We start from the raw sequence: 25,207 nt of genomic DNA on the forward strand, positions 1-25,207 counted from the left end.
AACGGCCATCCGCGCGTCGCGGCGCGGATGCCTTTTTCGACGCGACGTGGCTTCCCCGCCGTGGCCCTCGTCCCGACGCCGCCCTGGTTCTACCTCCGTCCCGACGAAACCGTGATCGCGCGCGGGAAGCCCGAGCCCGGTTGGTTCGGCGTCCTCGCCGTTCCCCCCGTCGCCGTCGGCCTCGCGCTCGTCGCCGTCCTCCTCTACGGGCACGGCTTCCTCGGGACGCTCCAACCCCGCGCGGCGCGCGAGGTCGCGCCCTTCGTCGCGCCCGCCCTCGGGCTCGTCGTCGGCGCCGTCGCCGCGGCCGTAGTCCGCGCGTGGTTCCTCGTGCGGACGTCCGAATACGTGATCACCGACGCGCGCGTCTACAGCCGCGTCGGGCGCCTCTGGACGCGCGTCCACTTCACGACGCACGACAAGGTCACGGACCTCTGGTACGGTCGGAACGTCCTCGACCGCGTCTTCGGCACGTCGACGCTCGTCCTCATGACCGCGGGCGGGGACGTCGCGATCCGCGGCGTCGCGGACGCGCTCGCCGTGAAGGAACACGCGGAGGCGGCGCGCGAACGATTCATCGCGAAGCTCCTCGAACGCGTCCCCGCGACGGCCCGCGCCGCGCCCCGGCCCGTCGCCCGCGCGACGCCCGACGTCGCCGCCTCGCCCGCGCCGGCCGCGGCTCTCCCGCCGCTCACGTCCGCGCCCGCGGGCGCGCGGCCGGACTACGTCCAGCAGGGCGACCGCGTCCTCTGGAGCGGCAAGCCCACGCTGCGCGTCGCGGCCGAGGGCGCCATCGCGCCGTTCCTGCTGTTCGCCGCCTGGGCATTCTCCATGGTCGCCTCGACGGGCGGGAATTTTGGACCTCCGCCGATCCTCTTCGTCGCCGTACCCGTCATCGCCGTGGTCGTCGTCGGCGTCCGCCTGCTCGCGCTCAAGAGGATGGAGTTCGTCGTGACCGACCGCCGCGTGTACGTGCGCCACGGCATCGTGGGCACCGTCGTCGCGCAGCTCACGTACGACAAGATCACCGACATCGTGTACGGCCGCGACATCCCGGGGCGCATCCTCGGCTATGGCTCGCTCACGATCAACACGGCGGGAAGCGTCGGGGCGCCCGCGAAGATGATCGGACTTTTCGACGCGATCGCCGTGAAGGAGATCATCGAATCCGCCCGCGCCCGCGCCGTCGACGGTCCGGAGGCCGAGGCGTGACGCTCGACGACCTCGCTGTCGCGCACGTGCGGCCCGGAGAGCGCATCCGGTGGGTCGCGCGCCCGTCGCTCCTCGGCCTCGCGCCGATCCTCCTCGGCGGCGCGGCCGCGACGCTCGGCGGGTGGATCGGACCCTTCCTGGTGTTCGGCGCCGAGCCCGAGGCCTTCGGCCTCGCGACGTTCGCGATGCTCATCGTCTTCGGCTTCCTCCCCGCCGTCGGCAAGCGCGTGCTCGCCCTCGTCTTCTCGCGCTACGTCGTGACCGAGGAGCGCGTGTACGCCATCACCTCGTTCGTGAGCGTGAACGTGCAGAGCGTCCCCCTTTCGCGCCTTTCGCGCGTCACCGTCAGCCAGGGTCCGATCCTCAACTGGTTCGACCTTTGGACCGCGACCATCTCGGCTTATGGCGAAGCGGGGACCACCATCGTCATCCCCGCCTTCCGCGACGGCGGCCGCCTTCTCGCGGAGACAAGCGACGGCATCGAGCGCGGCGCGAACGTGGCGTGGATCGTGAAGGGCGACTAGATCGCGTCGAGCGCGAGGAGCAGCGCGCCCTGCAACGCGACGACGCCGAGAAGCGCCGTCACGAACGACATCTTGCGCGTCTTGTGCCGGAGCACCACCATGCCCACGGCGACGCCCGGCGATCCCCCCGCAAGCGCGAGGGCGAGAAGCACCCGCTCCGGCACGCGCGCGGCGCGGCGACGCGCCCTGATCTTGTCGAACGCCATCGCCGCGAACGCGACGACGCTCGCGAGGGCGACCCACGCGGAGGCCCAGGGCGGAATCACGGCTCGAGCCGCCCCCCGAGGACGATGCGGAAACGCAAGGCGGCCTCCGCGAGGAGCGTGTCGCCGTCCGAGAGGGTGGCGCGCACCCACGCGTCGCGCCCTTCGGTGCGCTCGACGCCCGCGCGCGCCACGAGGGCGCGTCCCGGCCGCGCCGGCGCGCGATACGTCACCCGTAGGTCCGCGAGGAGCCCCGTCTCTCCCGTCGCGGCCCAGAGCGCCCACACGCCGACGTCGTCGAGCGCCGTCGCCACGAGGCCGCCGTGCACGATGCCGGGCGGGCCGACGTGGTCCGGAGCGAACGCGACGTCGGCGACGACGGCGTCGCCTTCGCGGCGCGGGCGCAGGCCGAGGCCGCGCGTGGCGCGGGGCGAGCACGCAAAGCATGCGTTCCCGGGTTCGTCGAACGGGAGCGGCACGCTGGCCTCGCGGGCGCGCGCGGCCTCGCGTCGCCACTCGGGCGCGGTGATCCCGAACACGATCTCGTCGGCGCGGGTCCCGTCGTCGAGCCGGCGGTGTTCGCGCAGCCGCCCTTCCTCCCGGAAGCCGAGACCGCGGAAGAGGCGGATCGCGCGGTCGTTGTAGGCGAACGTCCGGGCGATGACGTGGTGGAGCTTCATCTCGTCGAACGCGAGCGCGAGAAGCTGCGTCACGGTCTCGCGTCCGACGCCGCGCCCGCGGCCTTTCGATTCGAGGACGATGCCGACTTCCGCGGTTCCGCTCACCTCCTCGATGTCGCGGAGCCCCGCCTGCCCGACGAGCGCGCCGTCGACCTCGACGCCAAGGAGCACGTAACGCTCGTGGAGCGCGTGCTGGATCGCGTCGAGCACCGCGCCGCGGTCCATGCGCTCGTGGCCCGTGAGCGCGAGGTGGCGGATCTCCGGATCGCTCCACCACGCGGCGACCTGGTCGGCGTCGGCGGCTTCGAGGACGCGCAGCCGCACGGCGGGTTCCTGCATGGCGGCCGCGAGCGCGCTCCTCACGCTTGAGGGAATCGTCGATCATCGATCCAATCCGCTTATCCCCCCGGGCGGCGGCGCGCCCCGCATGCACGCCCGCTTTGCGGTCGCCCTCGCCGTCGTCACGCTCGTCGCCGCCGCTTTTGCGGCCTCCGCCGTTCCCGCCGCGGACGAGCGCGAGAGCATCGGCCTCCTGGGTCAGGTCACGATGAAGAAGAACACGCGTCCGCTCGCGAACGGCAACGCCACCGTCGAGGCGGACGTCACGGTGAACGGCGCCGCCGCGCGCGACGCGGGCGCGCGGTTCGTGCTCGTGAGCGTCGGGTCGGACGGGAGCCACGGAGCGCCCGCCCCGGCGCCCGGCGGGAACGGGACGGGGAACGGGACCGGCGGCAACGCGACGAATCCGCCCGCGGCGAAATTCCAACCCATCATCAAGGACGGTCACCTCCGCGTCGCGAACGATCCGCGCACCGCCTACCTTGCGAAGGAAGGCGCCGGGACGAAGCGCCTCAACTTCTGGTACGAAGCCGCGCGGCTCGACGGCGTCATGGTCATCAAGGTCGTGGCGAACACGACCGCCGGGACGACGCCCGCCGACGTCGAGGTGATGATCATGGCCTTCAACGGCACCTACGGCCCGATCATGGGCGCCGACGGGAGGCCCCTCGTCGTGCAGTCGTTCACGACGCTCGGCGCGCGCGAGGCGACCCCGCCCCCGTCGAACGGCACGGGCGGGCCCGCCCCGAACGAGACGGTCGACGGCGATGGCGCCCCGACGTCCGCCCTCGGGCTCGTCGGCGTCGCGCTCGCGGTCGTCGCCGTCGCCGCGGTCGCGCGACGCCGATGAGCATGGCTTGAAACGGCCGCCCGGCGATGTCGGGCCGTGCTCCGTTTCGCCGCGCCGGTCCTGTTCGCCCTCGCGCTCGCGGGTTGCCTCGCCGCCGAGGACGCCCCGCTCGCGCCTTTGCCCGACAGCGGCATCTTCGTCGCGATGGCGTGGGCGTGCGGGACGCAGCCGCACCCGATGGGCGACCTGGTCGTCGTGGACGCGGACGGGGCGCTCCGCCACGTCGCGATCGAGGCGTCGGACGCGCCCTTGCGCGCGCCGAACCTCTCGATGCCGAGCGAGGAAGCCGCCCGCGTCGTCACGGAGGCCGTCGCGACAGGGCTCGCCATCGGCACCTATCACGAGCGCTGGCTCCACGCGAACGGAACGATCATCCACGCCGAGCGGGTCCCGCTCGACGCCTCCGCGTTCGAGCGCCTGCGCGGGCTCGTCGCAGCCGCGAGCTTCGCCGATCTCGCGCGCGAATACGACGGCGACACGCTCATCGCCGACGGTTGCTCCTACGGCTACGCGGCGTGGATTCATGGAGGCTATCGCGCGGTGGGGGCCATCGACGATGGCGGTCCCGCCGCGCTCGACGACCTCCGGGCGTGGCTTCTCGCCCGGCACGGGCGCGAAGCCTGGTGATCAGAGCGGGATGTTGCCGTGCTTGCGCGGCGGGCGCTCGACGCGCTTCGAAGCGAGGCTCTGGAGCGCGTCGATGAGGACGGCGCGCGTGTCCTGCGGCTCGATCACATCGTCGATGTAGCCCTTCTCGGCGGCCACGTACGGGTTCGCGAACGTCTCGCGGTACTGCCGGACGAGCTCGGCGCGCTTCGCGGCGGGGTCCTTCGCCTCGGCGAGCTCCTTCCGGTAGAGGATGTTGACCGCGCCCTCGGGGCCCATGACCGCGATCTCGGCCGTGGGCCACGCGACGTTGTAGTCGGAGCGCACGTGCTTCGAGCACATGACGTCGTACGCGCCGCCGTAGGCCTTGCGCGTGATGACGGTGAGCTTCGGCACCGTCGCCTCGCAGTACGCGTAAAGGAGCTTCGCGCCCTGGCGGATGATGCCGCCGTACTCCTGGCTCGTGCCCGGGAGGAAGCCGGGGACGTCCACGAACGTGACGAGCGGGATGTTGAACGCGTCGCAGAAGCGCACGAAGCGCCCGGCCTTCACGGAAGCGTCGATGTCGAGCACGCCCGCGAGGACCTTCGGCTGGTTCCCGACGACGCCGATCGACTTGCCGCCGAGGCGCGCGAAGCCGACGACGATGTTCTTCGCGTAGTGCGGCTGGACCTCGAGGAAGGATTCCCTGTCGCAGACGCGCGCGATGACGTCCTTGATGTCGTACGGGAGGTCCGGCGAATCCGGAACGATGCGCGCGAGGTCCGCGTCGCGGCGGTCCGCGGGGTCCGTCGTCGCGACGGCGGGCGAGGGCTCGAGATTGTTCGAGGGGATGTACGAGAGGAGCTTGCGGACGAGGAAGAGCGCGTCCTCCTCCGAATCGCAAGCGAAGTGCGCGACGCCCGACGTCTCGTTGTGCGTGTTCGCGCCGCCGAGGGTCTCGAAGTCGACCTCCTCGTGCGTGACGCTCTTGATCACCTCGGGCCCGGTGATGAACATGTGGCTCGTGCCCTTCACCATCACGATGAAGTCGGTGATCGCGGGCGAGTAGACCGCGCCGCCCGCGCACGGGCCCATGATGACGCTGATCTGGGGCACGACGCCCGAGGCCTGCTCGTTGCGCCAGAAGATCTCCGCGTAGCCGCCAAGCGAGTCCACGCCTTCCTGGATGCGCGCGCCGCCCGAGTCGTTGAGGCCCACGACGGGCGCGCCGTTCTGCACCGCGAGGTCCATGATCTTCGTGATCTTCCCGGCGTACGCGAGACCGAGCGATCCGCCGAAGACGGTGAAGTCCTGCGCAAAGACGTATGTGAGGCGGCCGTCCACGCGGCCCCATCCCGTCACGACGCCGTCGCCGAGGGGCTTGTTCTTCTCCATCCCGAAGCGCGACACCTGGTGCACGACGAATGGATCGAGTTCCCGGAACGTGCCGGGATCGAGGAACGCCTCGATGCGCTCGCGCGCGGTGAGCTTGCCCGCCGCGTGCTGCTTCGCGATGCGGTCCGCCCCGCCGCCGAGCCGGGCCTTCTCCTTGAGCTTGCGGAGCCCTTCGATGCGGTCCTCGACGCTCACGCCGCGGCGAAGCGGGTCGGCTTCCTTGAAGGTTGTGCGGGGACGGCGCCTCCGCGGCCGCAAAAGGGCCCGTCCGACCGCGCAAACCCCAGCCCCTCGCGAAGAAACTCTTATGACGGGGACGACGGCTTGCCGCCCGGGGTTTCCCCTCATGTCCATGTCCCCCCACGAGCAGAAGGTGTACGACGCGCTGAAGAAGGCCGCCGCGACCAAGCCCGAGGCCGCGAAGAAGGTCGACGACATCGCGAAGCTCGTGGCGCCGATGGGCAAGGGCCAGGTCTCGGCCGCGGTCGCGTCGCTCAAGCAGAAGGGCTTCCTCGACCTCGGCGGCGCCGCCCGCGCGAACGCGTACTACGTCAAGAAGTGATTTTCCTCACCCGGCGGCGAGCCTGACGAGAAGGCCCGCCGCCGCGGCCCCCGCGACCACCGCGGGGATCGGCACGTGACGCGCGAGCGCGAGCGCCGCGCCGAGGGCGATCGCGACGGTGGGGATGTCGACGAGGCCCGCGCGCGCGATGGGGACGATCGAGACCGCGATGAGTCCGATCACGGCCGCGGTGACGCCCATGAGGAACGCGTGGAGCCGCGGCGCGTGGACGATCCGCTCGAAGAACGCGTGCCCCACGAGCGTGAACGCGAACGCCGGCGCGAAGATGAGGACCGTCGCCAGAAGGGCGCCTGCGGGGCCCGCCGCAAGGTAGCCGACGAACGTCCCCACGGCGACGAGCGGTCCCGGGACGAGGCTCGTGATCGCGAGCGCGTCGAGGAACTGCGCCTGCGTGATCCACCCGTGCTCCTCGACCGCGCCCGCCTGGAGGAACGGGATCGCGGTGTACGCGCCGCCGAACGTGAGGAGGCCGACCTTCGCCGAGAGGACGGCGAGCGCGAGGAGGCCCGAAGCGCCGAGCGCGGGGAACGCGAGGCTCGCGAGGCCGAGCGGCGCGAACGCGAACGACCGCGCTGAGCGGACCGCGGTCGCGGCTAGGGCCGCGAGCCCGCCCGCGGCCATGATGCCGACGAGACCGACCGCGGGCGCAAGCAGGCTCGCGAGGATCGCTCCGACCGCGATCGCGGCGAGGAGCGCGGAATCCACGGTGCGGCGCGCGAGACGGTAGACGGCGAAGCCGACGAGCGCGGCGACGGCGGGGCGCACGCCGTAGAGCAAGCGGTGCACGTGGTCCGACACGCCCGCGATGGAGAGGTAGGCCGCCGCGAGGAGCGTCACGAGGACCACGCCGGGCAGCATGAACCCGAGGCCCGCGAGGAAGCCGCCGAGGCGGCCCCGCTTCACCATGCCGAAGTAGACCGCGAGCTCGTGCGCCTCGGGGCCCGGCAGCGCCTGGTAGAGCGCGAGGGTTTTGCGGAACCGATCCTCCGTGATCCAGCCGTCGCGCTCCACGAGTTCGCGGTGCATGAGGCCGATCTGCGCGACGGGCCCGCCCCACGCGAGGAAGCCGTAGCGGAGGAAACGCAGGAACACGTAGCGCGCGCTCGGGTCGGAGGGGTTGCCCGGCCCGAAGGGGGACGGCTCGCGCGGGGTCACGGACCCGAAGCCGACCCCCGCGGCTTAAGGGGGCGCGCGGGAGTGCGGGGACGTCCGGAAAAGGCTATTATAAGAGAGTGTTGTAAGTTGTAACGTGTCCACGATCGCGATCGACGACGAGGCCCACCGGCGCCTGGTTCATCTGAAGGAGGACTGGGGCGTCGCGAGCCTCAACGAAGTCGTGAAGCGGCTCCTCGACCAGGCGGACGGAATCCCCACGTCCATGTTCGGGGTCGACCCCCAACTCCCGCGCCTCGACCGCAAGACGCGCGACGCGATGTGGGACTGATGGACGTCCTCGACACGTGGGCATGGGTGGAATACTTCCAAGGCAGCCGGGCGGGAGCGCGGTTGCGGCCGCTCATCGAGAAGGGCGACGTCGCGACGTGCGTCCTGACCTTTGCCGAACTGTCGGACCTGCACGCCCGCGCCGATCGCCCCGGGCTCGAGGCGCGGCTTGCGTTCATCGCGCGACGAGGCCCCGTCCTCGATGTCACGCGGGAGGCGGCCCAGCGCGCCGGCCTGACAAAATGGGCCCAGCGCGCCGCTCGGCAATCGCTCGGTCTGGGCGACGCAATCATCTACGAGGTGGCCCGCGAGAACGGATGCGATCTCGTCACGGGCGACGAGGGCTTCCGCGGCCTCGACGGCGTCCGTTTCGTGAAGGCCTGATCACTCGGCCTTCGACCGCGCGCCCAGCTCCTTGTCCACCATGAGGAGCGCCGAGCGCGAATCGCCCGCCATGTTGAGCATGTCCACGATGCGAGAGGCCGTCTTCTCCTCCTCGATCTGCTCCGTGAGGAAGGCCTGCAGGAACGCGTGCGAGACGTAGTCCTTCTCGGCCATCGCGAGTTCGTAGAGCCGCACGATGTTCTCCGTGACCTTCTGCTCGTTCGCGTGCGCCTCCTCGAACGCGCGAAGCGGCGAGGTCCATTCCTTCGCGGGCGCGGGGAGCGCGCCGAGGACGACGCGGCCGTTGCGGTCATGGACGAAATCGTAGAAGCGCATCGCGTGGCCGAGCTCCTCCTGGGCCTGCATGCGCATCCACGTCGCGGCGCCGGGGAGCTTGGCCGTCTCGAGGTACGCCGCCATCGCGAGGTACGTGTAGCTGGAGGCCAGCTCGTCCTTGAGCTGGGCGTTGAGGGCGTCCTGGATCTTCGGGGGAAGCTCGGCGGTTCGGGCCATGTCGTCACCTCGCGCCAAGTCGGGCGCGGGTCGAGCATGCGGGCCGGCGGGTCAAGAGGGTTTCGCCTTGCGTGCGCGCGCGAGTCTTGCGCGACTGAGCGCCCCCGTGACGACGAAAGCCAGAGCGGGCGCGACAAGGAGCGCGAGGACGGCCGCAACCCCGCCATCGGGAACGATGCCCGCGAGGTGCGCCCCGGCCGCGGCCCCCGCAAGCCCCCCTGCGAGCGGCCAGAACCGGAAGCGCTCCGCGCGCCAGTGCGCCTCGACCCACGGGTGGTTCTCGCCGCCGAAGACGACGTGGAGGTGCCCCGCGTGCTCGCGCTCGCGCCGGAGCGCGCGCCCGTGCCAGACGGCGGCGCCGAGCATCGCGGCGAGGGCGACGAGCGCGGAGGCGGCGAGCGCGATCGGATCCATGCAGGGCGAGCGGAATCGGCGCGTTTCGCCCTTCCGGTCAGGCCGCGACCGCGACCGGCGGCGCGAGCCGTCGGCGGATGTCGCCCTCGAGCGCCTCGTGGTCGGCGAGCGTGAGGCCCAACTCCTCGCGCAGGCCCGCGAGGACGGCGGCCTCGCGCCGGTCGACCGTGCCGTCGCGGAGGATGCCCTCGAGCGCCGCGCGGTAGATTTCCATCCGGCGGAAGCTCAGGTACGCCGCGCTCTCCTGCACCCTCGGCATCGCGCGCTCGCTCACGCGCTCGGCCGCCCGCTGGAGCGGCGTGAGCGCGAAGAGCGCGACGCCCGCGACGACGGCGCCGCCCACCGCGCCGAATACGGAGCCGACGTGCTGCTCGATGAGCTGCTGCACGACGAGCAGGATGACGAGGCCGGCCCCCGCGAGGGTGCCGCTGCGGATGCCCCACTTGACCTTGAGGTCCACGTCGAGGATCTGGTACTTCAGCACGCCGTAACCAAGGATGGGGAGGATGAGGCCGTCGATGAGCAGGTGCGTCGTGACGCCGTTCACGTGGTGGCCCGCCACCGCGACGAGGATCTGAAGGACGGAGATCGGGATGAACGCGACGACGCCGAGCACGAGGAACCGGTCCTCACGGGTCTCCTCGCGCGGCCGGGTGAGCATCCGGCGGACGCTCACGCCGGCGACGCTCACGCCGGCAACGACGCAGGCGGCGTAGAGGAACGTCAAAGCCGTGGGGACCGCGGGGTACGCATCGCGGAACAGGTTCGTCGTCGCGTGCGCGAGGATGCCGACGCCGTCGTGGATGTTGAAGAACAGGTACGCGAGGAGCACGAACAGGAACTGCCCCTTGTGCGGCCCGGGCGCGGCGCGCGCCCACTTCGCGCCGAGCGCGATGGCGCCGAGGAGGTAGGCCGCCGGGATGATGAACGAGACGACGTTCAGCATCGGCGTCGCGGGCGAGAGGTCGGCGTTCATCACAAGCGGCGTCGCGACGACGAGGGCGGCGAGCGTGACCGCGATGGGGATGAAGGCCCACGCGACGCGCCACGCTGCTTTCGCGTGGAGGACGCGCGCCGGGTACGCGATGGCGAACGCGAGCGTCGCGCACATGAGCGTCCCGTAGGTGAGCTGGAACGCGGTGAAGTAGAACGGAGGATAGCCGCCCGCGAGCGGAAAGCCCCCGTGCGCCGCCATGATGAGGCCGGGGCCGCCGATGGCCATCGCGAGGAGGACGGTCGAAGCCCCGCGCGCGCCGCGCGCGAGGAGAAAGATTGCGAGACCCACGAGGAGGAGCCCCTGGACGAAGAGGAGCCCGTCGAGCCAACCCGCCACGAATCGGGAAAAACCGGACCTGACATGGATGTATCGGCGCCCAGGGTCCCGGGGTCCCTGGGGCCCTCGCCCTTTCCTTGATGGCCCCGGGGCGGAGAATGGGCCGCATGGCTGCGTCCCGCCCGAAGCTCGCGTTCGCGCTCGCCGCCGGCCTCGGGGCGCTCGCGCTCGTCGCCGCGGCGCTCCACTTCTACGCGGCGCCGCCGACCTCGAAGGTCGTGCTGTGCCCCTTCGAGGACGCGGGCTGCGCGAGCCCGCGCGACGCGGGCTGGGAAGGACAATCCGTCGCCGGCATCGCGCTCGGTCGGCTCAAGGTCGAGGGCGACGAGCACTTCCGCTTCGTGACGCCGGTTGCGGAGTTCCGCGAAGGCGAATACACGATCGACGCGGCAAACCGCACAATTTCCATGCTCGCGTTCCCCGGCGCGCTTCCGCCCTCGTATGTCAGCGCGCTCGAGATCGTGAAGGAGGGGGAACCGCGCCGCCTCGCGGTCTTCTCGGGCGTCGCCTGGATGACGACCGCCCCCCGCTGGAGCGAGACGCTTCCGAAGGCGCCCTTCGACCTCGCGCTCTCGCCGGACCTCCTGCGCCTCGGCCGCCATCAGGCCGCCTGCACGACCGAGATCCTCGAAGGTCCCGAGGCTCAAACGACCTTCTCGGGCATCGGCGCGATCATCTCGGGGCACCGCGCGCGCCTCGGCGGCGATGGGGCAGACTGCCCAACCGCGACGATCGCGCTCGAGAGCCTCGGGTCGTTCGCGGCGCTGCGCTAACGCGGCGTGTCGAAGAATGCTTCGTCCGCGCGATCGAAGACCGCGAGCGTGAGCGTGCTGTCCCGGCCCCCGTGCGCGAGGAGCACCGGCGCGGCCGCGGGCGAGGCGCGGTAGTGGTTGAGGATCGTCCCGTAGCCGCTCGTGTCGAACCCGATCGCGAGGCGCGCGCCGGCCGGCACGACGACGTCGGCGGGTTCGAGCTGCATCCGCAGGAGCAGGCGCTGGCCCGGGCTCACAAGGCTCGGCTCGTCGCCGCCCGCGGCGAAGCGGATGTCCATCTGCCCGACGCTCACGCGCGTCGCGTCGGTCCCGTTCACGACGTAAAGGCGCGCCGTGACATGGCCCGCGGCGCCGGTCGGGACGACGGTGACGTGCGCGAGCGGCGCCCCCGCGAAGCGCCACGTCGCGTTTGCGACCTCTGTGGAGAAGAAAGCGCAGCGCCGGCATTCCGGGGCAAGCGTCTCCAAGGCGGCCTCTGCCGGACCGACCGCGGGCGGGAGGAGCGCGCGGGCGGGATCCGTCGCAAGCGGCGTCAGGGAGGATCGCGGATCGGGCTCGGACGCGAGGCCGTCGCCTCCCGTGAGATAGTAGGTGACGGGCGTCGCGTCGCGCGGGGGCCACGCCTCCTCCGCGCGCCAGCGGCCCGTCTGGTCCGCGACCTCGACCGGCGGGCCGCGCGTCGCCGTCGCGTCGTCCTTGAGGTGGAGGTCGAACCAATGCGCGAGCTTCTCGGCCCAGTCCCATCGGAGGGTCGGATTGTCGTTCGTCTGGTCGGGATGCGTGTGGCCCCATTGGCCGTAGACGCGCTTCACGTCGAAGCCCTTCGTCGCGAGCATGCCGTACCAGGGCTCGACGAGCCGGATGTGCGCGACGTCGTCGCGGAACCCGTGGACGCCGAGGATGCTGCCGTTCCACGAGGCCTCGACGCGCGGCCTCAGGTCGCGCTCGACCCAGTATCCGCTCGCCCCGCGTCCGCCCGTCGCGAACGTCGCGAGGCCGGGGCCGAGATGCTCGGCGGCTTCGGGGCAGACGGCCGACGGCGATGGGGCGCGGGGCGGGCCGCGCACCTGGAAGAAGTGCGTGTTCGTCGCCGCCCAGGCATTGAACACGGGATTCAGGAGGAAGGTCGAGGCGGCGACCGTGCCGTTGCGCACGAAGAAGGAGTAGTGGTCCGGCTCGGCGCCGATGAGCACCATCGTGCGCAGGTGCGGGTTCCCCGCGGCCGCCACCTGGAGCTGCGCGACCGCGTCGAACGAGAGGCCGATGGTGCCGACCGCGCCCGTGGACCACGGCTCGCTCGCGAGCCACGTCACGGCCTGGTCGAGGTCGGCGCGCGTCGCCTCGCCGTAGATGTCCCAGCAGCCGCCGGACCCGCTCGACCCGCGCGCCGCGACGAAGGCCACTGCGTAGCCGCGCGGCACGAGGTTCTCCACGAGGAAATCGGAGCGGGTGTTCCACACGTTGTCGCGGAGCGTCCCCTCGCGCACCTCGGGGAGATACACGGAGAGGTGCGCGACGACCGGCACGCGCGTCCCCTCCGGGACGTCGGGCCGCACGAGGCCCACGCGGATGTCGACGCCGTCGCGCGCGCTTTTCAGCACCTCGACCGCGTCCGGGAGGATCGCGTGGGGCCCCGGCGCGAGGACGCGCGAGAAGTCGCCCGTCGTCGCGTAGACCCCGGGCGGGACCGCGGGGCCGGGCCCGGGAGCCTCGGCGGGCCCGACCTGCGCGGGCGTCGCGGCGAGGCAGCCCGCCGCAAGGAGCGCGGCTGCGAGGGCGAGGACGCCGGGCGCGGACGGGGCCATCAGGGGCTCGACGGCTTCGGGCCACTTGAAGGATCGCGTCGGGGCCTCACCGGAAGCCCGGGACGGCGGGGGCGAGCCGCGCGAGCCGGTCGTCGATGAGCGCGAGGAGTTCCGGCAGGAGCGCGTCGGCCTGGGCCTGCGTCCAGCGGTGCTCGTCGATCGCCTCCGAGGCGGGGTTCACGAGATCGGAGGCATCCTCCGTCTCCTGCTCCTCGAAGTACGTCAGCGTGAGCGCGGTCGGCTTGATCCAGTGCGGCACGCGCGCAGGGAGCTCGTACGTCGCGCCCTCGCGGTGGACGTCCGTGTGCCGCGCGAGCGTGTAGGCGCGGCCGCCGTGGAAGCGGTCGCCGTCGGGCGATTCGACCGCGCGGTACGTGTAGTGCTCCATGGCGCCCGCGAGCACGGTGCCGCGGATCCAGCCCGCGTGGAAGTGGATCGTGCCCCAGAAGCGGTCGCTGTACGAGCACCAGTCCGGATGGAAGACGTGGATGTTGCGCCACACGCCGTCGACGCGCGGGAGGCCCCACTTCAGCATGTCGCCGTACTCGTCCATCGAGGCCATGCCCCGCTCGACGAGGACGCGGCGCGCCTCGACGAAGAGCTCCGCGAGGCGCGCGGGGGGCGTTGGGCGTTCGGTGACGGGGTGGAATTCGAGCATGGGCGACTCGACCGGTTCTCGGAGGCGCCGCCCGATCATAGCCTTGTCTATGGCGCGGCAGCGAGCCAAGCCGAGGAGGCGGAGGTCGGCATGGGCGGGACGCCCTCGAGGGGGTCTTTCGAGGTGAGCCGCAGCGCGCGTTCAGCGCATTGCCGCCTCTTCGACCGCCTCCAGGCGTTCGTGCGACCGGTGCACGTCGATGCGGAGCGAGCGCCCACGATGGAGATGGGGTCGCGCTTCGCCGCGGGCGTGGACCGGCCGCCCGCGCTCGTCGTTCCCCTCACTTCCGCCCCGCGATGAACGCGACCCCGTCGATCTTCCGGAACGCCTTGTCGCCGGTCACGAAGGGCACGTCGCGTTCGCGCGCCATCGCGTAGCCGAGCGCGTCCGCGTAGCTGAACCCGGCCTTGGGGTGGGCGCGCTTGAAGCGGCTAGCGGCCAGGACGTCCGCGTCCGTCGCTTCGACCGCGAGGGATCGCAGGTCGCGGTAGACGGCATTCGCGGTGGCTTCGTCGCGAAGGCGCGCGAGCTGGACGTGGAGCTCGTAGAGGTGATACAGGCTCGTCGCGGCGTCCTCGAGCACGCCTCGGTAGTCGGGGTTGCCGTTGAGGATCTCCACGATCGCATACGTGTCGAGGAAGCGCCTCACTCGGCATCCTCCGCGCGGATCGCGTCCTTGACGGCCTGCGCGTCGAGCTTCTTGTTCTTGAACAGCCCGAAGAGGTCCTCCAGGCGTCGCGCCTTGCGGACCTCGAGGATCACCTCATCGCCCTCACGGAGGCCCTCGGCCTTGAGCGCCTCGGGGGGAATCACGGCGGCGAGGCTCGAGCCCCAGCGGCGGACGGTGGACCGTGTTTCAACCATCATCACATGAGATGTCTCATCTCACATATATGAATGTCCACCGGAAGAGGCACCGGACGCCGTCGAGGGCATTACGGATCAGCGGGCTCGTCCGTGTGGCCGCTGCCCCAGGGGTTGCCGGTAGCTAGGAGGGAGGCACTGAACGCCTCCTTCTACCTGGAGCCCGAGCCTTTCCTCTCGACGGCCAAGTGGGAGAACGCTTCCGCGTCGCTCGGCGTCAAGGACGAGGGAAGCGGGTGACGCGTGACGGCGCCGAACCGCGCAAGCCACCCGAGACAGGATCTCTCGGTCCGAAGGCTGAAACGCCTCAGGCGGGCGAGGCGGGTCATCGCCGCGGCTCATCAGGCGCCTCATTCGTCCGTGCTGCCGCGCCGATCTCTATGTCTGCCGTTCGGTGGGCGTCTGACGACGGAGTTAAGTCGCCGCGAAGGCGGTCCAGCGCCCGAGCGGTTAGCTGAACGACTTGCTAGACCCCATGCCTTCTCTCCTGTCCTTCGGGTCGAGTCCTGGGTCGGCCAGGCCGTCGGGAGCTTGGCTTCGCGGTGGGCTTCCTCACCTTCTGGGGCCCCCCGAAAGACTTATTATGATGCGTTACGAGATGTAACATGGAGTTACTCGACATGCCCAAGGCGGTCATCCACCTCTCCGACCGGGCGAACCGGGTGGTCAACGTCGTCAAGGCCAAGGAAGGCCTGAAGGGAAAATCCGAGGCCGTGGAGCGCATCGTCGAGGCCTACGAGGAATACATCCTGGACCCGAACTTCCGCCCTGAATTCGTGGACGAAGTCGAGAAGACCCGGAAGGGACGGTTCCGCAAGGTGAACAAGCTCGGCGACCTCCTCGAGTGAAGATGGCGTGGCAGTTGGAGGTCTCGCCGCACTTCGAGCGCGACTATCGGAAGCTCTGCAAGAAGGATGCGGTCCTTCGAAAGGCCGTGGACAACAAGGTTGCCCAGATCCTGGAACAGCCTCTCCACTACAAGCCTCTTCGGGGTCCGCTGAAAGGCGTACGGCGCGTTCACGTCGCAAGCTCCTTCGTCCTCCTCTTCGAGCCGAATGAACCGACCGGAACCGTCCGCCTTCTGCGACTCGCGCATCATGACGAAGTCTATGAGACATGATCGCGGGGCGGCGGGCGCGGATAACGATCGCGCTCAGCGGCCCGAAGCGAGCGGGCGAAGGCTGCTCGCGAAGGGTCCGTCTTCAGCGCACGGTTGGGCAGGCTACTCATGCCTTTTCGTCTATGCCCGCGCAAGCAGAACGTGCGTGCGCATCGGGTACCTGAGTTCACCGTTGGCCACGTAAGGCTCGAGCATCGCGCTCACGTCCTTGAGAAACGCGTCGCGCCCATGCTCGGGCAGAAGCGCCACAGCGTGCCGAGTGGAGGGTGAACCCAGGGTCATGCCGTCGATGAACGATTGGATGGACGCGAAGTGAGAGACTCCGTCCTCAGTGCGAAGTTCGATCGCGGAGAACCCCGCACGCGTCGCCGCGTCACGGATATCCTCCGGGTCGGCAAACCAACAGGCCCGCCTCGCCGCCGAAGCGTCGACCCCCTGACGTTCCAGGGCTCTAACCACGGCGTCATGACCTTTGTTGTCTTCGAGCGGTCCCCAGATGCTTGCCGCGAGCCGACCCGACGGCTTGAGCACGCGGTGGATCTCGGCGAGACCGGCCTGACGATCCGGAATGAACTGGAGGCCCTGGAGGCAAAGACAGAGATCGAACGTGGCGCTGTCGAAGGGCATCTTGAGCGCGCTTGCGCAGTGCCACTCCATCGGAATATCGAAGCCCTGCGCCATTTTTCGTGCCACCTCGACGACGCCCGGATCGATGTCCAGGCCCACCACCTTCCCTGCCGGGCCAACGCCGCGCGCGGCCACCCTTGCCCCAACACCCGTGCCACAGGCCACGTCCAGCACGCTTTCTCCCCGTTGCGGGGCGGCCAACCCCACCACACGTTCTGTCCAGTGAGCGAACATCCCCGGGACCATGTGTTTCTCGTACGCCTCGGCAGCCGTCGTGTCGATCGGGTGGTTTGCTTGGGACATCTTCGGTATACCTCCCTTCTCGCGAGTTGCTTGGACGGACTGCTTAACGACTGAGCTAAGCCGCTCGACCGGTGGGAGAGGTCGGCTTTAGCGATTTGTTAGAACGCGCGGTGTATTCTCATAGGCCTCCACCGGCGAGGAGCGACCATCGACTGGCCCGTCAGTCGGTGAGCTCAATGGTGTCACCAACCGCTCGGGCGTTTTCCGCCCAAGCAATCACACGGATTGCACCCCACGCGGCATCCAACCCCACCACGCGCCCAGGCTGATCCATCGAGTGGGTGACTTCGTGTCCGGGAGGGAGTTCTTCGACGAGAAGACCTTCCTCAATCGCTGTATCGGGCAGGCCGTGACCGTGGAAGGTGGCGCTTATCTGTACGTTTCGGGCGGCCTGTTCTCCCCTGTTGACGATCTTCAAGAAGAGGGTGCCGTCGTGGGTGTCGCCTTGGAGGCTGGATTCGACGGGGAGCTTGGTATGGCTCGTTCCGAGACGACCCCAAAAAAGGAACGTCGCGACGGCGATGACGGGCGCGATGATGAGGAGATCTCCCCATCCAGCGCCTCCGAAGACTCCGATGCTCCCTGTGTAGTAGTAGTCCTCGACGTGCTCGGTGTGGTGCATGATTTCAGTCAGGACATCGACTCCCACCAGACTGGCGAAGTAAGTCACCGAGAACACGGCGGCCACCGAGACCATCGTGTTGGCCGTGCGCTTGTAGGTCAGATATCCGTAGATGGCGGCCGGGATGGTCAGCCAGCGCGCGTCGAGGAGGAAACCGACACCCGGCACCACGATGGTGAATGCGGCCCCAACGATGGTTAGGACGATCAAGGACAGCCACCAGTGGCCCTGTTCCTCTTCGTCCACGTGCGCAATCCCGGTTGACGCGAGCGCGATGAAGAAGAAAATTAGGGTAGGTCCGGCGACTGCAACGCCTGTCACGAGGGGTACCTCCCAGTAATCTTGGCGAAGGAACAAGGTCCGAAGGAAGTCGTCCAAGCCTCCCGCCGTTCCGTCCGGCGTGAGCGGGATGTACCCCGACCGGACCGTCACATATCCACTCCCCGGAGCACCACCTGACGGGCTGGCGGAGTTGTCAATAACGAGAACGTAGGGTTGGTTCGCGGGAACTCTGAAGATGTGGCGGAGGGAGGTTTTCTGGAGGAAGCTCTCGGTCGGAAAGTACCGACTTGAAGCTCCTTGGTAAGCCTCGTATTGGATCTGGCTGAGGAGGAAGATGTCGATCGGACCGCTGGCCTGGATGAGGAAGTCGTAGCGGGTAACCCCCGAGGCGTCATCTAACTCATAGAACAGGTGAACACCCGGCTCAAGGGTCCGCCCCTCAGTCTCCGGGACGTAGATGTCAGATTGCGCACTCGCCATAGGCAGCGCCAGCATCACGGACGCGAACGTCATACTGATGAGCAGCAGTCTCACGATGGACGCACGTCCATCCCGTGTCTTATACCGAGCCATTCGGTCCACCCTCTTGCACCCTTAGCAGCGCCCAACCGCCTCGGCCTGAACTGCACACGGTTGCAGCGCGTTCTAACGACTGAGCTCACCCGCGCCGCGAAGCGGCGTCGGGTGGAGCAATTTGTTGGGCGGCGTGGGCGGCCCACTTGAGAAAGAACGCGAAGAAAGGGTCGGTGATGTGCAGCTTCTGCTCGTCCGTGTCCCAGTCAAGAACGGGGGTTGAGGCCTCGTCGCTCGCGGCAATCTCCGCCATCCGTTCCAGCACCCTCGTCACCTCATGGGCCTGCGGGATATTATCTGCGAGAATCTCCCGAATCGCTGCGCGGAGGGTTTCATACTCAACCTTCGCCAGGCCGGGTGCGACCTTCGCCAATCCTAGCAGCACAACCTCGTAGATGTCTGCAGTGCCGCCGGCCTTCAGGGGCCGGTCCATTCTATCTGACCGCTGTCGGGGTCCCCGCGACAGTTTATCATAGATCACGCGGCCCGTTCCTTCTGCGACCTCGCGGAAGAGTTTGTCGTTAACGTGACCAACCGGCAAGGGATCTTTGGAAGTTTCCTCAATCCCATTTTCTCGCGCCAACTCTCGGCAAAACTCCTGCATGAGGTGCGGACTGCTGTAGGCCTCGCCAGCTAGTCTCAATGCGACTTCAGGAGCCACCTTCACGTTGAGGAGGGGGAAACCCAATTGGGGAATCTGGTGGAGCTCCTCCGTGGACCAAGATGGGACATCAATCGTTTCAATCCGGCCTGTGATTTCCCGTTCGACTTTCACTGCGTCATAGCGGCGGTGGGGGATTGCAATCAAGACCACTGGGATCCCCTCGAAAACTAGGGGCTTGAGGGCCCGAACGACCGCTCCTTGGACGTCTCGACTGAGATAGTGGAAATCGTCAATCACCAGGGGTGTCCGAGTCCGACGGAGCTGAGCGATGGCGGCAGGACGTGGAGCGAGGGCCCGGGACCGCGTCTCAGACCTTCCCCGAGCGTGTGTCATGGCGCCGCTGGCTTCGGCCTCTACCTTCGCCACCAGTGGGACTCCTGCATGGCCGGAAACGCTTCCTGAAAACGTCCCCTCGGTGGATCGGCTAGCCTCAGCCGAGACCTCGGTGTAGCCGGCGATAGAATCCACTACCAAGGACCAAAGATCCTCCTCAACCTTCACCGATCCAGCATCAATCCAGATGGCCTGGTCACGTGGGAAAACCTTGGTAGTGAGAACGGTCTTCCCGGACTTGGTCGAACCGGTCACTGCGACCAGTTTGCACAGATTGTCTTTGACAGCGGCCAGCCGTTTTTCAAGATGAAGGGCGGAACGGGGCACGTACGTTAATTGCGGCAAGCCGCCCGGTACGAATACGCTGGTCGTCCGGTAGGATATCCTCCAATGTCCTCACGATCTCGGTCGGTCAAGCGCCCAAAGTGGGCACCCCGAGCAATCCATGCGACGTTGTTAGGCCGTTTATTTGTTTGCGGTCCTTGGCCCTCTTCGACGCCACCCCCGCGTGGGGTATGACGCCCAACGACCGAATTGAGCCGCGCCGCAAGGCCACCTCGGCGCGAATGAATGGTTATCCCGCACCTCCGTCGCGGCAGGGCTCTATGGCTCCTTGAGGAAATTCTTCAAGAAGCTTGCCGCAGTCATGATTTGGATGCCCTCGTAGTTGCCCACTTCGAGGAGGGCTTTGTCGCCGCTGACGATGTAGGAGGCCCTTCCGTCGATCGCCGCGCTTACGATCATGTCGTCGTCAGGATCACGCGGCACGATCCCGGGCCGTTCGCGCGCGTCAACGATCTCGGCTACCTCGGCCACAACCCCAACAACGCGCAAGGCCTCCGCCGAGCTGAGCTTGAACTTCGGTCGACGCAGGACGCTCCCAAGTTCTTCGAGAATCCGGGGCGAGGTTACCAAAATGGCGTGGCCCGCGAGGCACCGGCGGAGGAATTGATGTGGTGGCCCGTTGGCGATGAACGCGCTGATGAGCACGTTGGTGTCGGCGACCACCCGCAGCATGGTCTTCGCCTACTTCCGGCGCGAACGCTGGGCGCGGTGCGCCTTGACCTCGGCGTCGACATCGCCCTCGGTCAGGCCCGACGTCCGCTCCCGAATATCAGCGAACGTCCGCTCGAACTCCCGCTCGAGGTCCGGGAGAGCGAGGCGCTTCAGAATGATGGTGTCGCCTTGACCCAGCACGACGAACTTGGCGCGCTCCCCGAGCCCGAGGCGGTCCCGGATGGCCTTCGGGATGACGACTTGCCCCTTCTCCCCCATCGTGGTCACCTCGACCTCGTCTACGGCTTCGGGCATTTTTCCTACCCGTAGGAAAGTTGTTCCACGAGTAAAAATAGCTTTCGGCCAGGCCAACCGGATGCAGCGACGCCGGACAGGATCGACGCTAGACAGGTGAGCCGATACGCGATAGGCGCACGCTGAGCGTCAAATCGCGGGATAACGACGAATGTCAGCCGCCCGAGGCGCGCGAAGCCGCCGTGACTCAGCTAGACCGCCTTGTTAGCTAGCCGCCGTTCTTCAGCCGGTTCCATGCGTCGTCGATGACCCGCGCTACGGTTTCGACCTCCCGCCGCCATGCCGCCCTTTGCTCCTCGGTGACCGGCGGGGTCACAGGCTCGTGGAGCGCCACCCAATTCTCGATTCGGTCCAGCCGTGACGCAAGGATTTCTTGTTGGGCGGCTGATTTGATCTCGACGAACCGACGCCAATCCATGTCTCTCTTCTCGTGCTCGTTGCATTTCGGGCACGCCGCCACCCTGTTGCTGATGTGATTGAAGCCGCCAACATCTACGGGGACAAGGTGGTCTGCATGCCATCGGCCACCCAGAGCGCCCTCGCAATAGGCGCAGCGGTTGTCAAAGAACGCCGCCATGGAAAGCCGCTGCTCCTTGCTGATGTCTGGTTCCAACGCTGCCCAGAGGACCCGGCGAGAGATGTTCTTAACCCATGCTGGATGGAGTGGCATCGTATCCTCGGCGAAGGATTGAGCTAACGCGCCGAGCGAAGCGAGGTCGCGTTGAGCGATTTGTTAGTCAGCAGCCGTGTCGCTCTCAGGCAGGGGGTTGCGGGAGACGAGCCCCCATAGTGGCTGGCCATCCTCGGAGGCCCGTGCCCCAATATCAAGTAGAAGGCGTTTCGTCGTTTCCTCGTCCGCTCCAATAACGTGCATTAGGGTGTCGAGCCTGCGCCATTGGAACTTCTTGGATTGCAGCAGTTTCTTTAGCAAGTCTTTGCGAGGCTTGTCTCGCCGTTCCTCCGCCTTGTTCGCAAGATGGGCACGCAACCATTCCACGGAAACGGTTGCAACCGAACCCACGATTGCCCCCCCAACTCCGATCAAGGCAATGAGCACGTTCTCGTTCATACAACTCTCCCCAATTGCACCTTCATAGCGGTGCCGCTGGACCGAATGGCGGCGACGAACTCAAAGGTTGCGAGGCCCGAACCCGCATTCGTCGATCCGGACGCCCGATAACGCAAGGGTGCAACCCAAAGGCCTTCAGCGGCTGACTAACGACTGAATTGACCCGCGCGGCGCAGCCGCGTCGGGTCGAATGAATTGTTAGGCCCCCATAGAGCATGCCATCCGAGGCAGATAACCGGATTCACGCCGCCTCCGCACGTCCCTTTCGGGAGACGCTCCATGGGAGCGAGGTGCGCGTCGAAATAAGGGCCACGCCGCGCCGCTTCATTTCTCGGGACGCGAAAAATGGTCGCCGTACTAACGAGGGGGCGCCTAGCTACCGTTGCCGTCGACAGGTTGCTCTTCGGCATCAGCAAGCCATTCCGAAGGCAGGAGACCCTTCGCGCCCGTCCAACGGTCGAGGACGTTCCGTTTGAAGCTTTCTGCCTTGAGCTCCGCGTGCTCGAGGATGATGATCTGCGGTCCTTTCGGAGCCTCTGCAAATTCCGCGAGAACATCCACGATCTTTGTGATCGGTCTTGTTTCTGCATCTTCGCGGGGATTTTCGGGCGACCACTCCACCTCGGGAGGGAACCAAGCTTGGCTCGGCTGATCGATCATGATGAGCGCGGGAACTGGTGAGTCGTGCTCGCGGAAGTAGGTGTGGAGGCCGACCACCGAGATTACATGGTAGCCGACCCAATTCGCTGCGCTCCCGATTTCGCGCAAGGGGGTCCATCGCTTGTCCGAAGGCGAATCGTTCACCTCGACCTGGAGCGTGTTCACATTGAGTCTTGTAGGTGCGCCCCGATACTCGACGTTGATCCGCTCGGTGAGATCCGTCATCGTGTGACTGATCTTGGTAAGGGCCTGGGAGAGCTTTGACGCCGTCGCTTCGACTCCGACGGACTCTTCGAGTTCCTTGATTCGCCGCACGAGCTCATCGTACTCGGAATCCGGGGGTGCGAGGGAAGGGCGCATGGCCGCGACGTACTCCTTCACCCGACCCCTGAGTTCAGCACGAGCCACAACCTGACCGCGCAGGGTCGGGTGTGCAATGTCTCGGAGCGCAGCCTCTCGTCTGGCGCGAGCGTCCGACGCCTTCCGGCTGTGCGTCTGGAGCTGCTGTCTCAGGCTTTCGCGTTCGGTTTCGAGGTGAGATCGCAGGCGTGTGGGTGCGCTCTGTGTTGCCTCGAGGGCGACGACTGTGTGACGCAGCGTCTGTTCGATCTGATCGGCCTGCACGTGGCCGTCGCCGCAAAGCGGGCATATTGGCGCGTCCGTGGGTTCGGGAAGCAAGTCCTTGAATCGAAGACGTGTAAGCTGTTGAGCCGTAGTTTCGTGACTCTGCTCGCTCACTGTCAAGAAGCGATCAATATCATCGAGCTGCGCGCGGACTAGGTTCATGTTCATCCGCGCAGTCTCCTCTTCCGCCTCGAATTCCGTCAGATCGACGTTCGCCGCAGGGGGAAGAGCCTCGGCCCCGGATGGAATTGCGGAAAGGATGCGAATCAGCTCACCAAGGTCTCCAGGCTCGGGCCGTCCCGGGAGGAGTTCGAGTGCGACAGCCTGACTCCACAGGGAACGACCGCGCTCCCAACCCTGCAAGCCAAGACGTTCCTGCTCTTTTCGTTCCCGGTCAATCTGATTCCGACGCACGCGAAGCGCGCGAAGTTCGCGGACTTTCGTGAATTCGGCTTCTGTTGTGATCCGGAGAAAGTATGGCAGCGCGTCTGCGACAGCCCGCTTTCTGAAGGAATGGTCTAGCCCGGGGAAGAGTTGTTCGGGGTTGTCAATGATGTTCTGAGGTTGAAAGAGGAATGGCGTGCAGTGACGGATGTTAGGTGGATAGCGCTTTTCAGCGTCAGAGTCTAGGTCGTTCGTGATTATAGGCAGCGCGGCGATCTGGGTAAATGCTGAAAGCTTGTCTTTTGCAAAGTCCTTCGTCCACTCAGTCTTGGGGGGCTGTGAGGGGAACGGGGTCTCGCGCCGCTCGAGCATGTAGACTGTGGACGGGACGTCTGCACCCTCCTCCGGCAACGCCCGAACAATGGCGAGTTGGCTTTCGCCATTTGTAAGGCGAACGCCCACGTGCGAGACTCGTGTGCGGATCCCCTTTGGGACGTCACAAACATCGCTTAGTAGGCAGTAGTCTACGATTCGGATGAGCGCGCTTTTCCCTCGGCCGCTTTCCCCGGTGATGATATTGAGGCCGTCGGTGCGGAACTCGAGGGTGTGTCGCTCCCCCGTCCGCCGGCGATAGATTGCGATGCTATGGAGGCGCCAACTCATTCCGTCACTTCCAGGTTGAAGAGGTTCGGTATCGTCTCTTCGGGTTCCTTTCCAAGGAACCTGCCGAACTTGTCCGCGATGTCATAGATCTCGCGGTATTCGTCGAGCTCCGACGGTCGAAGCTTGCCGGACGCAGAGATTCTCCCTTCCTGCAAGACCAAGATGCCACGCGAGATACCGAGGCGGAGGGCGGGCCAGAAGTACTTCACGTTCGACCGCAGCGCTTCCGCATTCTGGGCCTGCCATTGTGGGTGGTTCTCGAACAAGTTAGTCAGCTTAGCGTTCCACGCCTTGGGGATCTGGTCGCGAACTGACTTTGAGGCGAGGTAGGGGATAGAGAGGATAGCCCAGGGAATCGGGATGCCACGTCCTTGTTTGCGGGAGTATCCTTTCGCCACCGCGTGGATCACGACCGCCGCGAAGGCGGGGTTCTTGTGTGCGTACCGGTCCAATGCGACTCCTTCTTCCATCTATTCATCTCCGAGGAGTTCGCGGTACCGCGGATGCCAGCCAACGAGTCGGCGCTGCGATAACACGTGGTAGTTGCCGGCGATCATCTCTGGGTCAGAGTCATCGGGGCCGAGGCGGCCGCGTGCGCGGAGGCATTGGTAGTAAACCCGCTTTCCTCCGCGAATCTCATCGGTCTCGCCTGCGTGTTCACCCTTCGCGGAGTTCCATTGGAGGAGGAGTTGACGCTCAAACTGGTCCACACGGTCCTCACCGAGCAGCCCCTCGTTCAGCCAGTACTTCCGGTGGCGGTTGGCCTCGGCATACGTGCTGATGGCGCTGACTAGCTCGTCGCGCTCTGTCTTGATCAAGTTGAGTTGTCTTAGGTAGGTGGCGTTCGTGCTCAGCTCTGCCTCAAAATCGATGGCGTCTGGAGGCAGTCGCGGCAGGGAGACAATCGTGAACTTGTCTCGCAGGAGACCAAGCTTCTGCCGACATTCGGCCACCGTGATGAAGCATCCGGTGGGCGAGATTCTCTCCCGAATTTTCATCTCCACCCAGCCAACGAGTTCCTCTGCGGCTTCCGTGACGGCGCGCTCGTGGAAGCTCCTGGCGAGAAGGCGCTGGACGATCTCTTCCCGCGCCCGGTTGATAGATGGTTGTCCGGCCTCCACTCTGAGTGCGGCGACGATGCGACGGCGCTGGTCGTCCGTTGCCTCGGTCCATCTCTTGCACGCAGGCGCGTTTTCTACCGAGGGATTCAGACATGCTCCATGCAGGGCAATGAGCAGGGCCTCCCGCTCGGCCTCCGTGGTGGAGGCTAGAGTGAATGGCTCGAAGACACTGCCCGGTTCGATATCGTTCGTCGATGAAAGGACGAACTTGGTCATCGCTGTTGTGGATGGGTCGTCAAGAAGGTCGAGCCAGACCGGTGCGCTGCCCCACCATGCTCGCGACCTGACGG

32 protein-coding genes are annotated in these 25,207 nt (G+C 67.2%); 11 read left to right on the forward strand and 21 right to left on the reverse strand.

From position 1 onward, the window contains the following. Positions 1-60 precede the first annotated feature (60 nt). Positions 61-1,212: a PH domain-containing protein gene (locus VM889_06150; GenBank protein HVL48120.1), complete on the forward strand. Its 1,152-nt coding sequence runs from the start codon at positions 61-63 to the stop codon at positions 1,210-1,212. Further along, positions 1,209-1,736 carry a PH domain-containing protein gene (locus VM889_06155; protein ID HVL48121.1) on the forward strand — a complete coding sequence of 176 codons (528 nt, stop codon included), beginning with the start codon at positions 1,209-1,211 and terminating at the stop codon, positions 1,734-1,736. Before VM889_06150 ends, VM889_06155 begins: the two co-directional genes overlap by 4 nt. On the opposite strand, the gene VM889_06160 is transcribed toward VM889_06155, so the two are convergent. Together VM889_06160 and VM889_06165 are read right to left on the reverse strand one after the other, a co-directional pair. Continuing rightward, positions 1,733-2,002, reverse strand: a complete 270-nt coding sequence (locus VM889_06160; protein ID HVL48122.1) for a DUF1294 domain-containing protein — start codon at positions 2,000-2,002, stop codon at positions 1,733-1,735. The two genes, VM889_06155 and VM889_06160, sit on opposite strands and share 4 nt — an antisense overlap. After that, a complete protein-coding gene (locus tag VM889_06165; protein HVL48123.1) occupies positions 1,999-2,958 on the reverse strand; it encodes a GNAT family N-acetyltransferase in 960 nt (319 codons plus the stop codon). The genes VM889_06160 and VM889_06165 overlap by 4 nt, the downstream gene beginning before the upstream one ends. A gap of 88 nt (positions 2,959-3,046) precedes the next feature. Here VM889_06165 and VM889_06170 point away from each other — a divergent pair, with 88 nt between their 5' ends. Both VM889_06170 and VM889_06175 read left to right on the forward strand, forming a co-directional pair. Further along, a complete protein-coding gene (locus tag VM889_06170) occupies positions 3,047-3,808 on the forward strand; it encodes a hypothetical protein (GenBank protein ID HVL48124.1) in 762 nt (253 codons plus the stop codon). 36 nt (positions 3,809-3,844) lie between these two features. After that, entirely contained in the window at positions 3,845-4,435 is a 591-nt protein-coding gene (locus VM889_06175; protein ID HVL48125.1) for a hypothetical protein, read from the forward strand. Here the strand turns inward: VM889_06175 and VM889_06180 are convergent, their stop codons facing one another. After that, positions 4,436-5,986: an acyl-CoA carboxylase subunit beta gene (locus tag VM889_06180; GenBank protein HVL48126.1), complete on the reverse strand. Its 1,551-nt coding sequence runs from the start codon at positions 5,984-5,986 to the stop codon at positions 4,436-4,438. A 151-nt stretch (positions 5,987-6,137) separates the two neighbouring features. Between VM889_06180 and VM889_06185 the strand changes: the two genes are divergently transcribed. Continuing rightward, entirely contained in the window at positions 6,138-6,353 is a 216-nt protein-coding gene (locus VM889_06185; protein HVL48127.1) for a hypothetical protein, read from the forward strand. Between the two features lie 6 nt (positions 6,354-6,359). Here the strand turns inward: VM889_06185 and chrA are convergent, their stop codons facing one another. Beyond that, complete coding sequence (chrA, locus tag VM889_06190) at positions 6,360-7,529, reverse strand: chromate efflux transporter (GenBank protein HVL48128.1); 1,170 nt, start codon at positions 7,527-7,529, stop codon at positions 6,360-6,362. Positions 7,530-7,623: 94 nt separating this feature from the next. On the opposite strand from chrA, the gene VM889_06195 reads away from it, so the two are divergent. Together VM889_06195 and VM889_06200 are read left to right on the forward strand one after the other, a co-directional pair. After that, the gene (locus VM889_06195) at positions 7,624-7,818 is read left to right on the forward strand and encodes a hypothetical protein (protein HVL48129.1); all 195 of its coding nucleotides are present in this window, start codon (positions 7,624-7,626) and stop codon (positions 7,816-7,818) included. Then, a complete protein-coding gene (locus VM889_06200) occupies positions 7,818-8,201 on the forward strand; it encodes a PIN domain-containing protein (GenBank protein ID HVL48130.1) in 384 nt (127 codons plus the stop codon). Before VM889_06195 ends, VM889_06200 begins: the two co-directional genes overlap by 1 nt. Here the strand turns inward: VM889_06200 and VM889_06205 are convergent, their stop codons facing one another. The 3 genes from VM889_06205 to VM889_06215 are packed head-to-tail and all read right to left on the reverse strand — an operon-like array spanning position 8,202 to position 10,461. Beyond that, entirely contained in the window at positions 8,202-8,714 is a 513-nt protein-coding gene (locus tag VM889_06205; GenBank protein HVL48131.1) for a ferritin, read from the reverse strand. Positions 8,715-8,765: 51 nt separating this feature from the next. Then, positions 8,766-9,128, reverse strand: coding sequence for a hypothetical protein (locus VM889_06210; protein ID HVL48132.1), 363 nt, complete (start codon positions 9,126-9,128; stop codon positions 8,766-8,768). A gap of 37 nt (positions 9,129-9,165) precedes the next feature. Beyond that, the gene (locus VM889_06215; GenBank protein HVL48133.1) at positions 9,166-10,461 is read right to left on the reverse strand and encodes a hypothetical protein; all 1,296 of its coding nucleotides are present in this window, start codon (positions 10,459-10,461) and stop codon (positions 9,166-9,168) included. Positions 10,462-10,568: 107 nt separating this feature from the next. On the opposite strand from VM889_06215, the gene VM889_06220 reads away from it, so the two are divergent. After that, positions 10,569-11,234: a hypothetical protein gene (locus VM889_06220; protein HVL48134.1), complete on the forward strand. Its 666-nt coding sequence runs from the start codon at positions 10,569-10,571 to the stop codon at positions 11,232-11,234. On the opposite strand, the gene VM889_06225 is transcribed toward VM889_06220, so the two are convergent. Both VM889_06225 and VM889_06230 read right to left on the reverse strand, forming a co-directional pair. Beyond that, complete coding sequence (locus VM889_06225) at positions 11,231-13,039, reverse strand: CocE/NonD family hydrolase (GenBank protein HVL48135.1); 1,809 nt, start codon at positions 13,037-13,039, stop codon at positions 11,231-11,233. The genes VM889_06220 and VM889_06225 overlap by 4 nt on opposite strands. 46 nt (positions 13,040-13,085) lie before the next feature. Further along, positions 13,086-13,697 carry a hypothetical protein gene (locus VM889_06230; GenBank protein HVL48136.1) on the reverse strand — a complete coding sequence of 204 codons (612 nt, stop codon included), beginning with the start codon at positions 13,695-13,697 and terminating at the stop codon, positions 13,086-13,088. A 123-nt stretch (positions 13,698-13,820) separates the two neighbouring features. Between VM889_06230 and VM889_06235 the strand changes: the two genes are divergently transcribed. Beyond that, positions 13,821-13,997, forward strand: a complete 177-nt coding sequence (locus tag VM889_06235; GenBank protein ID HVL48137.1) for a hypothetical protein — start codon at positions 13,821-13,823, stop codon at positions 13,995-13,997. Here VM889_06235 and VM889_06240 read toward each other — a convergent pair. Continuing rightward, the gene (locus tag VM889_06240) at positions 13,978-14,346 is read right to left on the reverse strand and encodes a PIN domain-containing protein (GenBank protein HVL48138.1); all 369 of its coding nucleotides are present in this window, start codon (positions 14,344-14,346) and stop codon (positions 13,978-13,980) included. The two genes, VM889_06235 and VM889_06240, sit on opposite strands and share 20 nt — an antisense overlap. After that, on the reverse strand, positions 14,343-14,564 hold the full coding sequence (locus VM889_06245; GenBank protein HVL48139.1) for an AbrB/MazE/SpoVT family DNA-binding domain-containing protein: 222 nt from the start codon (positions 14,562-14,564) through the stop codon (positions 14,343-14,345). Before VM889_06245 ends, VM889_06240 begins: the two co-directional genes overlap by 4 nt. A gap of 602 nt (positions 14,565-15,166) precedes the next feature. Here VM889_06245 and VM889_06250 point away from each other — a divergent pair. Both VM889_06250 and VM889_06255 read left to right on the forward strand, forming a co-directional pair. Continuing rightward, positions 15,167-15,409 (forward strand): DUF2683 family protein, encoded by a 243-nt coding sequence (locus tag VM889_06250; protein ID HVL48140.1) that lies wholly within the window; start codon positions 15,167-15,169, stop codon positions 15,407-15,409. A gap of 2 nt (positions 15,410-15,411) precedes the next feature. Then, on the forward strand, positions 15,412-15,681 hold the full coding sequence (locus tag VM889_06255) for a type II toxin-antitoxin system RelE/ParE family toxin (protein HVL48141.1): 270 nt from the start codon (positions 15,412-15,414) through the stop codon (positions 15,679-15,681). Between the two features lie 120 nt (positions 15,682-15,801). On the opposite strand, the gene VM889_06260 is transcribed toward VM889_06255, so the two are convergent. The 10 genes from VM889_06260 to VM889_06305 form a co-directional block, all read right to left on the reverse strand. Beyond that, positions 15,802-16,611 carry a methyltransferase domain-containing protein gene (locus tag VM889_06260; protein HVL48142.1) on the reverse strand — a complete coding sequence of 270 codons (810 nt, stop codon included), beginning with the start codon at positions 16,609-16,611 and terminating at the stop codon, positions 15,802-15,804. Between the two features lie 160 nt (positions 16,612-16,771). Beyond that, the gene (locus VM889_06265) at positions 16,772-18,049 is read right to left on the reverse strand and encodes a hypothetical protein (protein HVL48143.1); all 1,278 of its coding nucleotides are present in this window, start codon (positions 18,047-18,049) and stop codon (positions 16,772-16,774) included. A gap of 124 nt (positions 18,050-18,173) precedes the next feature. Next, positions 18,174-19,412, reverse strand: a complete 1,239-nt coding sequence (locus tag VM889_06270) for a hypothetical protein (protein HVL48144.1) — start codon at positions 19,410-19,412, stop codon at positions 18,174-18,176. A gap of 276 nt (positions 19,413-19,688) precedes the next feature. Beyond that, positions 19,689-20,102: a putative toxin-antitoxin system toxin component, PIN family gene (locus tag VM889_06275; GenBank protein ID HVL48145.1), complete on the reverse strand. Its 414-nt coding sequence runs from the start codon at positions 20,100-20,102 to the stop codon at positions 19,689-19,691. Between the two features lie 9 nt (positions 20,103-20,111). After that, positions 20,112-20,396, reverse strand: coding sequence for an AbrB/MazE/SpoVT family DNA-binding domain-containing protein (locus tag VM889_06280; protein ID HVL48146.1), 285 nt, complete (start codon positions 20,394-20,396; stop codon positions 20,112-20,114). 208 nt (positions 20,397-20,604) lie between these two features. Next, complete coding sequence (locus VM889_06285) at positions 20,605-21,009, reverse strand: HNH endonuclease signature motif containing protein (GenBank protein ID HVL48147.1); 405 nt, start codon at positions 21,007-21,009, stop codon at positions 20,605-20,607. Positions 21,010-21,129: 120 nt separating this feature from the next. Next, on the reverse strand, positions 21,130-21,465 hold the full coding sequence (locus tag VM889_06290) for a hypothetical protein (protein HVL48148.1): 336 nt from the start codon (positions 21,463-21,465) through the stop codon (positions 21,130-21,132). Positions 21,466-21,837: 372 nt separating this feature from the next. Then, a complete protein-coding gene (locus tag VM889_06295; protein ID HVL48149.1) occupies positions 21,838-23,796 on the reverse strand; it encodes a DUF3732 domain-containing protein in 1,959 nt (652 codons plus the stop codon). Continuing rightward, complete coding sequence (locus VM889_06300; GenBank protein HVL48150.1) at positions 23,793-24,266, reverse strand: three component ABC system middle component; 474 nt, start codon at positions 24,264-24,266, stop codon at positions 23,793-23,795. Before VM889_06300 ends, VM889_06295 begins: the two co-directional genes overlap by 4 nt. Next, positions 24,267-25,133 carry an ABC-three component system protein gene (locus VM889_06305; protein ID HVL48151.1) on the reverse strand — a complete coding sequence of 289 codons (867 nt, stop codon included), beginning with the start codon at positions 25,131-25,133 and terminating at the stop codon, positions 24,267-24,269. Positions 25,134-25,207: the final 74 nt, after the last annotated feature.

The organism is Candidatus Thermoplasmatota archaeon (assembly GCA_035540375.1).
Classification (GTDB): domain Archaea; phylum Thermoplasmatota; class SW-10-69-26; order JACQPN01; family JAJPHT01; genus DATLGO01.

Coding starts and splice junctions, on each gene's coding strand:
- VM889_06220 (HVL48134.1), top strand. CDS start 10,569: ATGGCTGCGTCCCGCCCGAAGCTCGCGTTCGCGCTCGCCGCCGGCCTC.
- VM889_06250 (HVL48140.1), top strand. CDS start 15,167: ATGGAGTTACTCGACATGCCCAAGGCGGTCATCCACCTCTCCGACCGG.
- VM889_06185 (HVL48127.1), top strand. CDS start 6,138: ATGTCCATGTCCCCCCACGAGCAGAAGGTGTACGACGCGCTGAAGAAG.
- VM889_06300 (HVL48150.1), bottom strand. CDS start 24,266: ATGGAAGAAGGAGTCGCATTGGACCGGTACGCACACAAGAACCCCGCC.
- VM889_06290 (HVL48148.1), bottom strand. CDS start 21,465: ATGAACGAGAACGTGCTCATTGCCTTGATCGGAGTTGGGGGGGCAATC.
- VM889_06255 (HVL48141.1), top strand. CDS start 15,412: ATGGCGTGGCAGTTGGAGGTCTCGCCGCACTTCGAGCGCGACTATCGG.
- VM889_06205 (HVL48131.1), bottom strand. CDS start 8,714: ATGGCCCGAACCGCCGAGCTTCCCCCGAAGATCCAGGACGCCCTCAAC.
- VM889_06280 (HVL48146.1), bottom strand. CDS start 20,396: ATGCCCGAAGCCGTAGACGAGGTCGAGGTGACCACGATGGGGGAGAAG.
- VM889_06170 (HVL48124.1), top strand. CDS start 3,047: ATGCACGCCCGCTTTGCGGTCGCCCTCGCCGTCGTCACGCTCGTCGCC.
- VM889_06305 (HVL48151.1), bottom strand. CDS start 25,133: ATGACCAAGTTCGTCCTTTCATCGACGAACGATATCGAACCGGGCAGT.
- VM889_06260 (HVL48142.1), bottom strand. CDS start 16,611: ATGTCCCAAGCAAACCACCCGATCGACACGACGGCTGCCGAGGCGTAC.
- VM889_06230 (HVL48136.1), bottom strand. CDS start 13,697: ATGCTCGAATTCCACCCCGTCACCGAACGCCCAACGCCCCCCGCGCGC.
- VM889_06245 (HVL48139.1), bottom strand. CDS start 14,564: ATGATGGTTGAAACACGGTCCACCGTCCGCCGCTGGGGCTCGAGCCTC.
- VM889_06210 (HVL48132.1), bottom strand. CDS start 9,128: ATGGATCCGATCGCGCTCGCCGCCTCCGCGCTCGTCGCCCTCGCCGCG.
- VM889_06275 (HVL48145.1), bottom strand. CDS start 20,102: ATGCTGCGGGTGGTCGCCGACACCAACGTGCTCATCAGCGCGTTCATC.
- VM889_06200 (HVL48130.1), top strand. CDS start 7,818: ATGGACGTCCTCGACACGTGGGCATGGGTGGAATACTTCCAAGGCAGC.
- VM889_06165 (HVL48123.1), bottom strand. CDS start 2,958: ATGCAGGAACCCGCCGTGCGGCTGCGCGTCCTCGAAGCCGCCGACGCC.
- VM889_06295 (HVL48149.1), bottom strand. CDS start 23,796: ATGAGTTGGCGCCTCCATAGCATCGCAATCTATCGCCGGCGGACGGGG.
- VM889_06225 (HVL48135.1), bottom strand. CDS start 13,039: ATGGCCCCGTCCGCGCCCGGCGTCCTCGCCCTCGCAGCCGCGCTCCTT.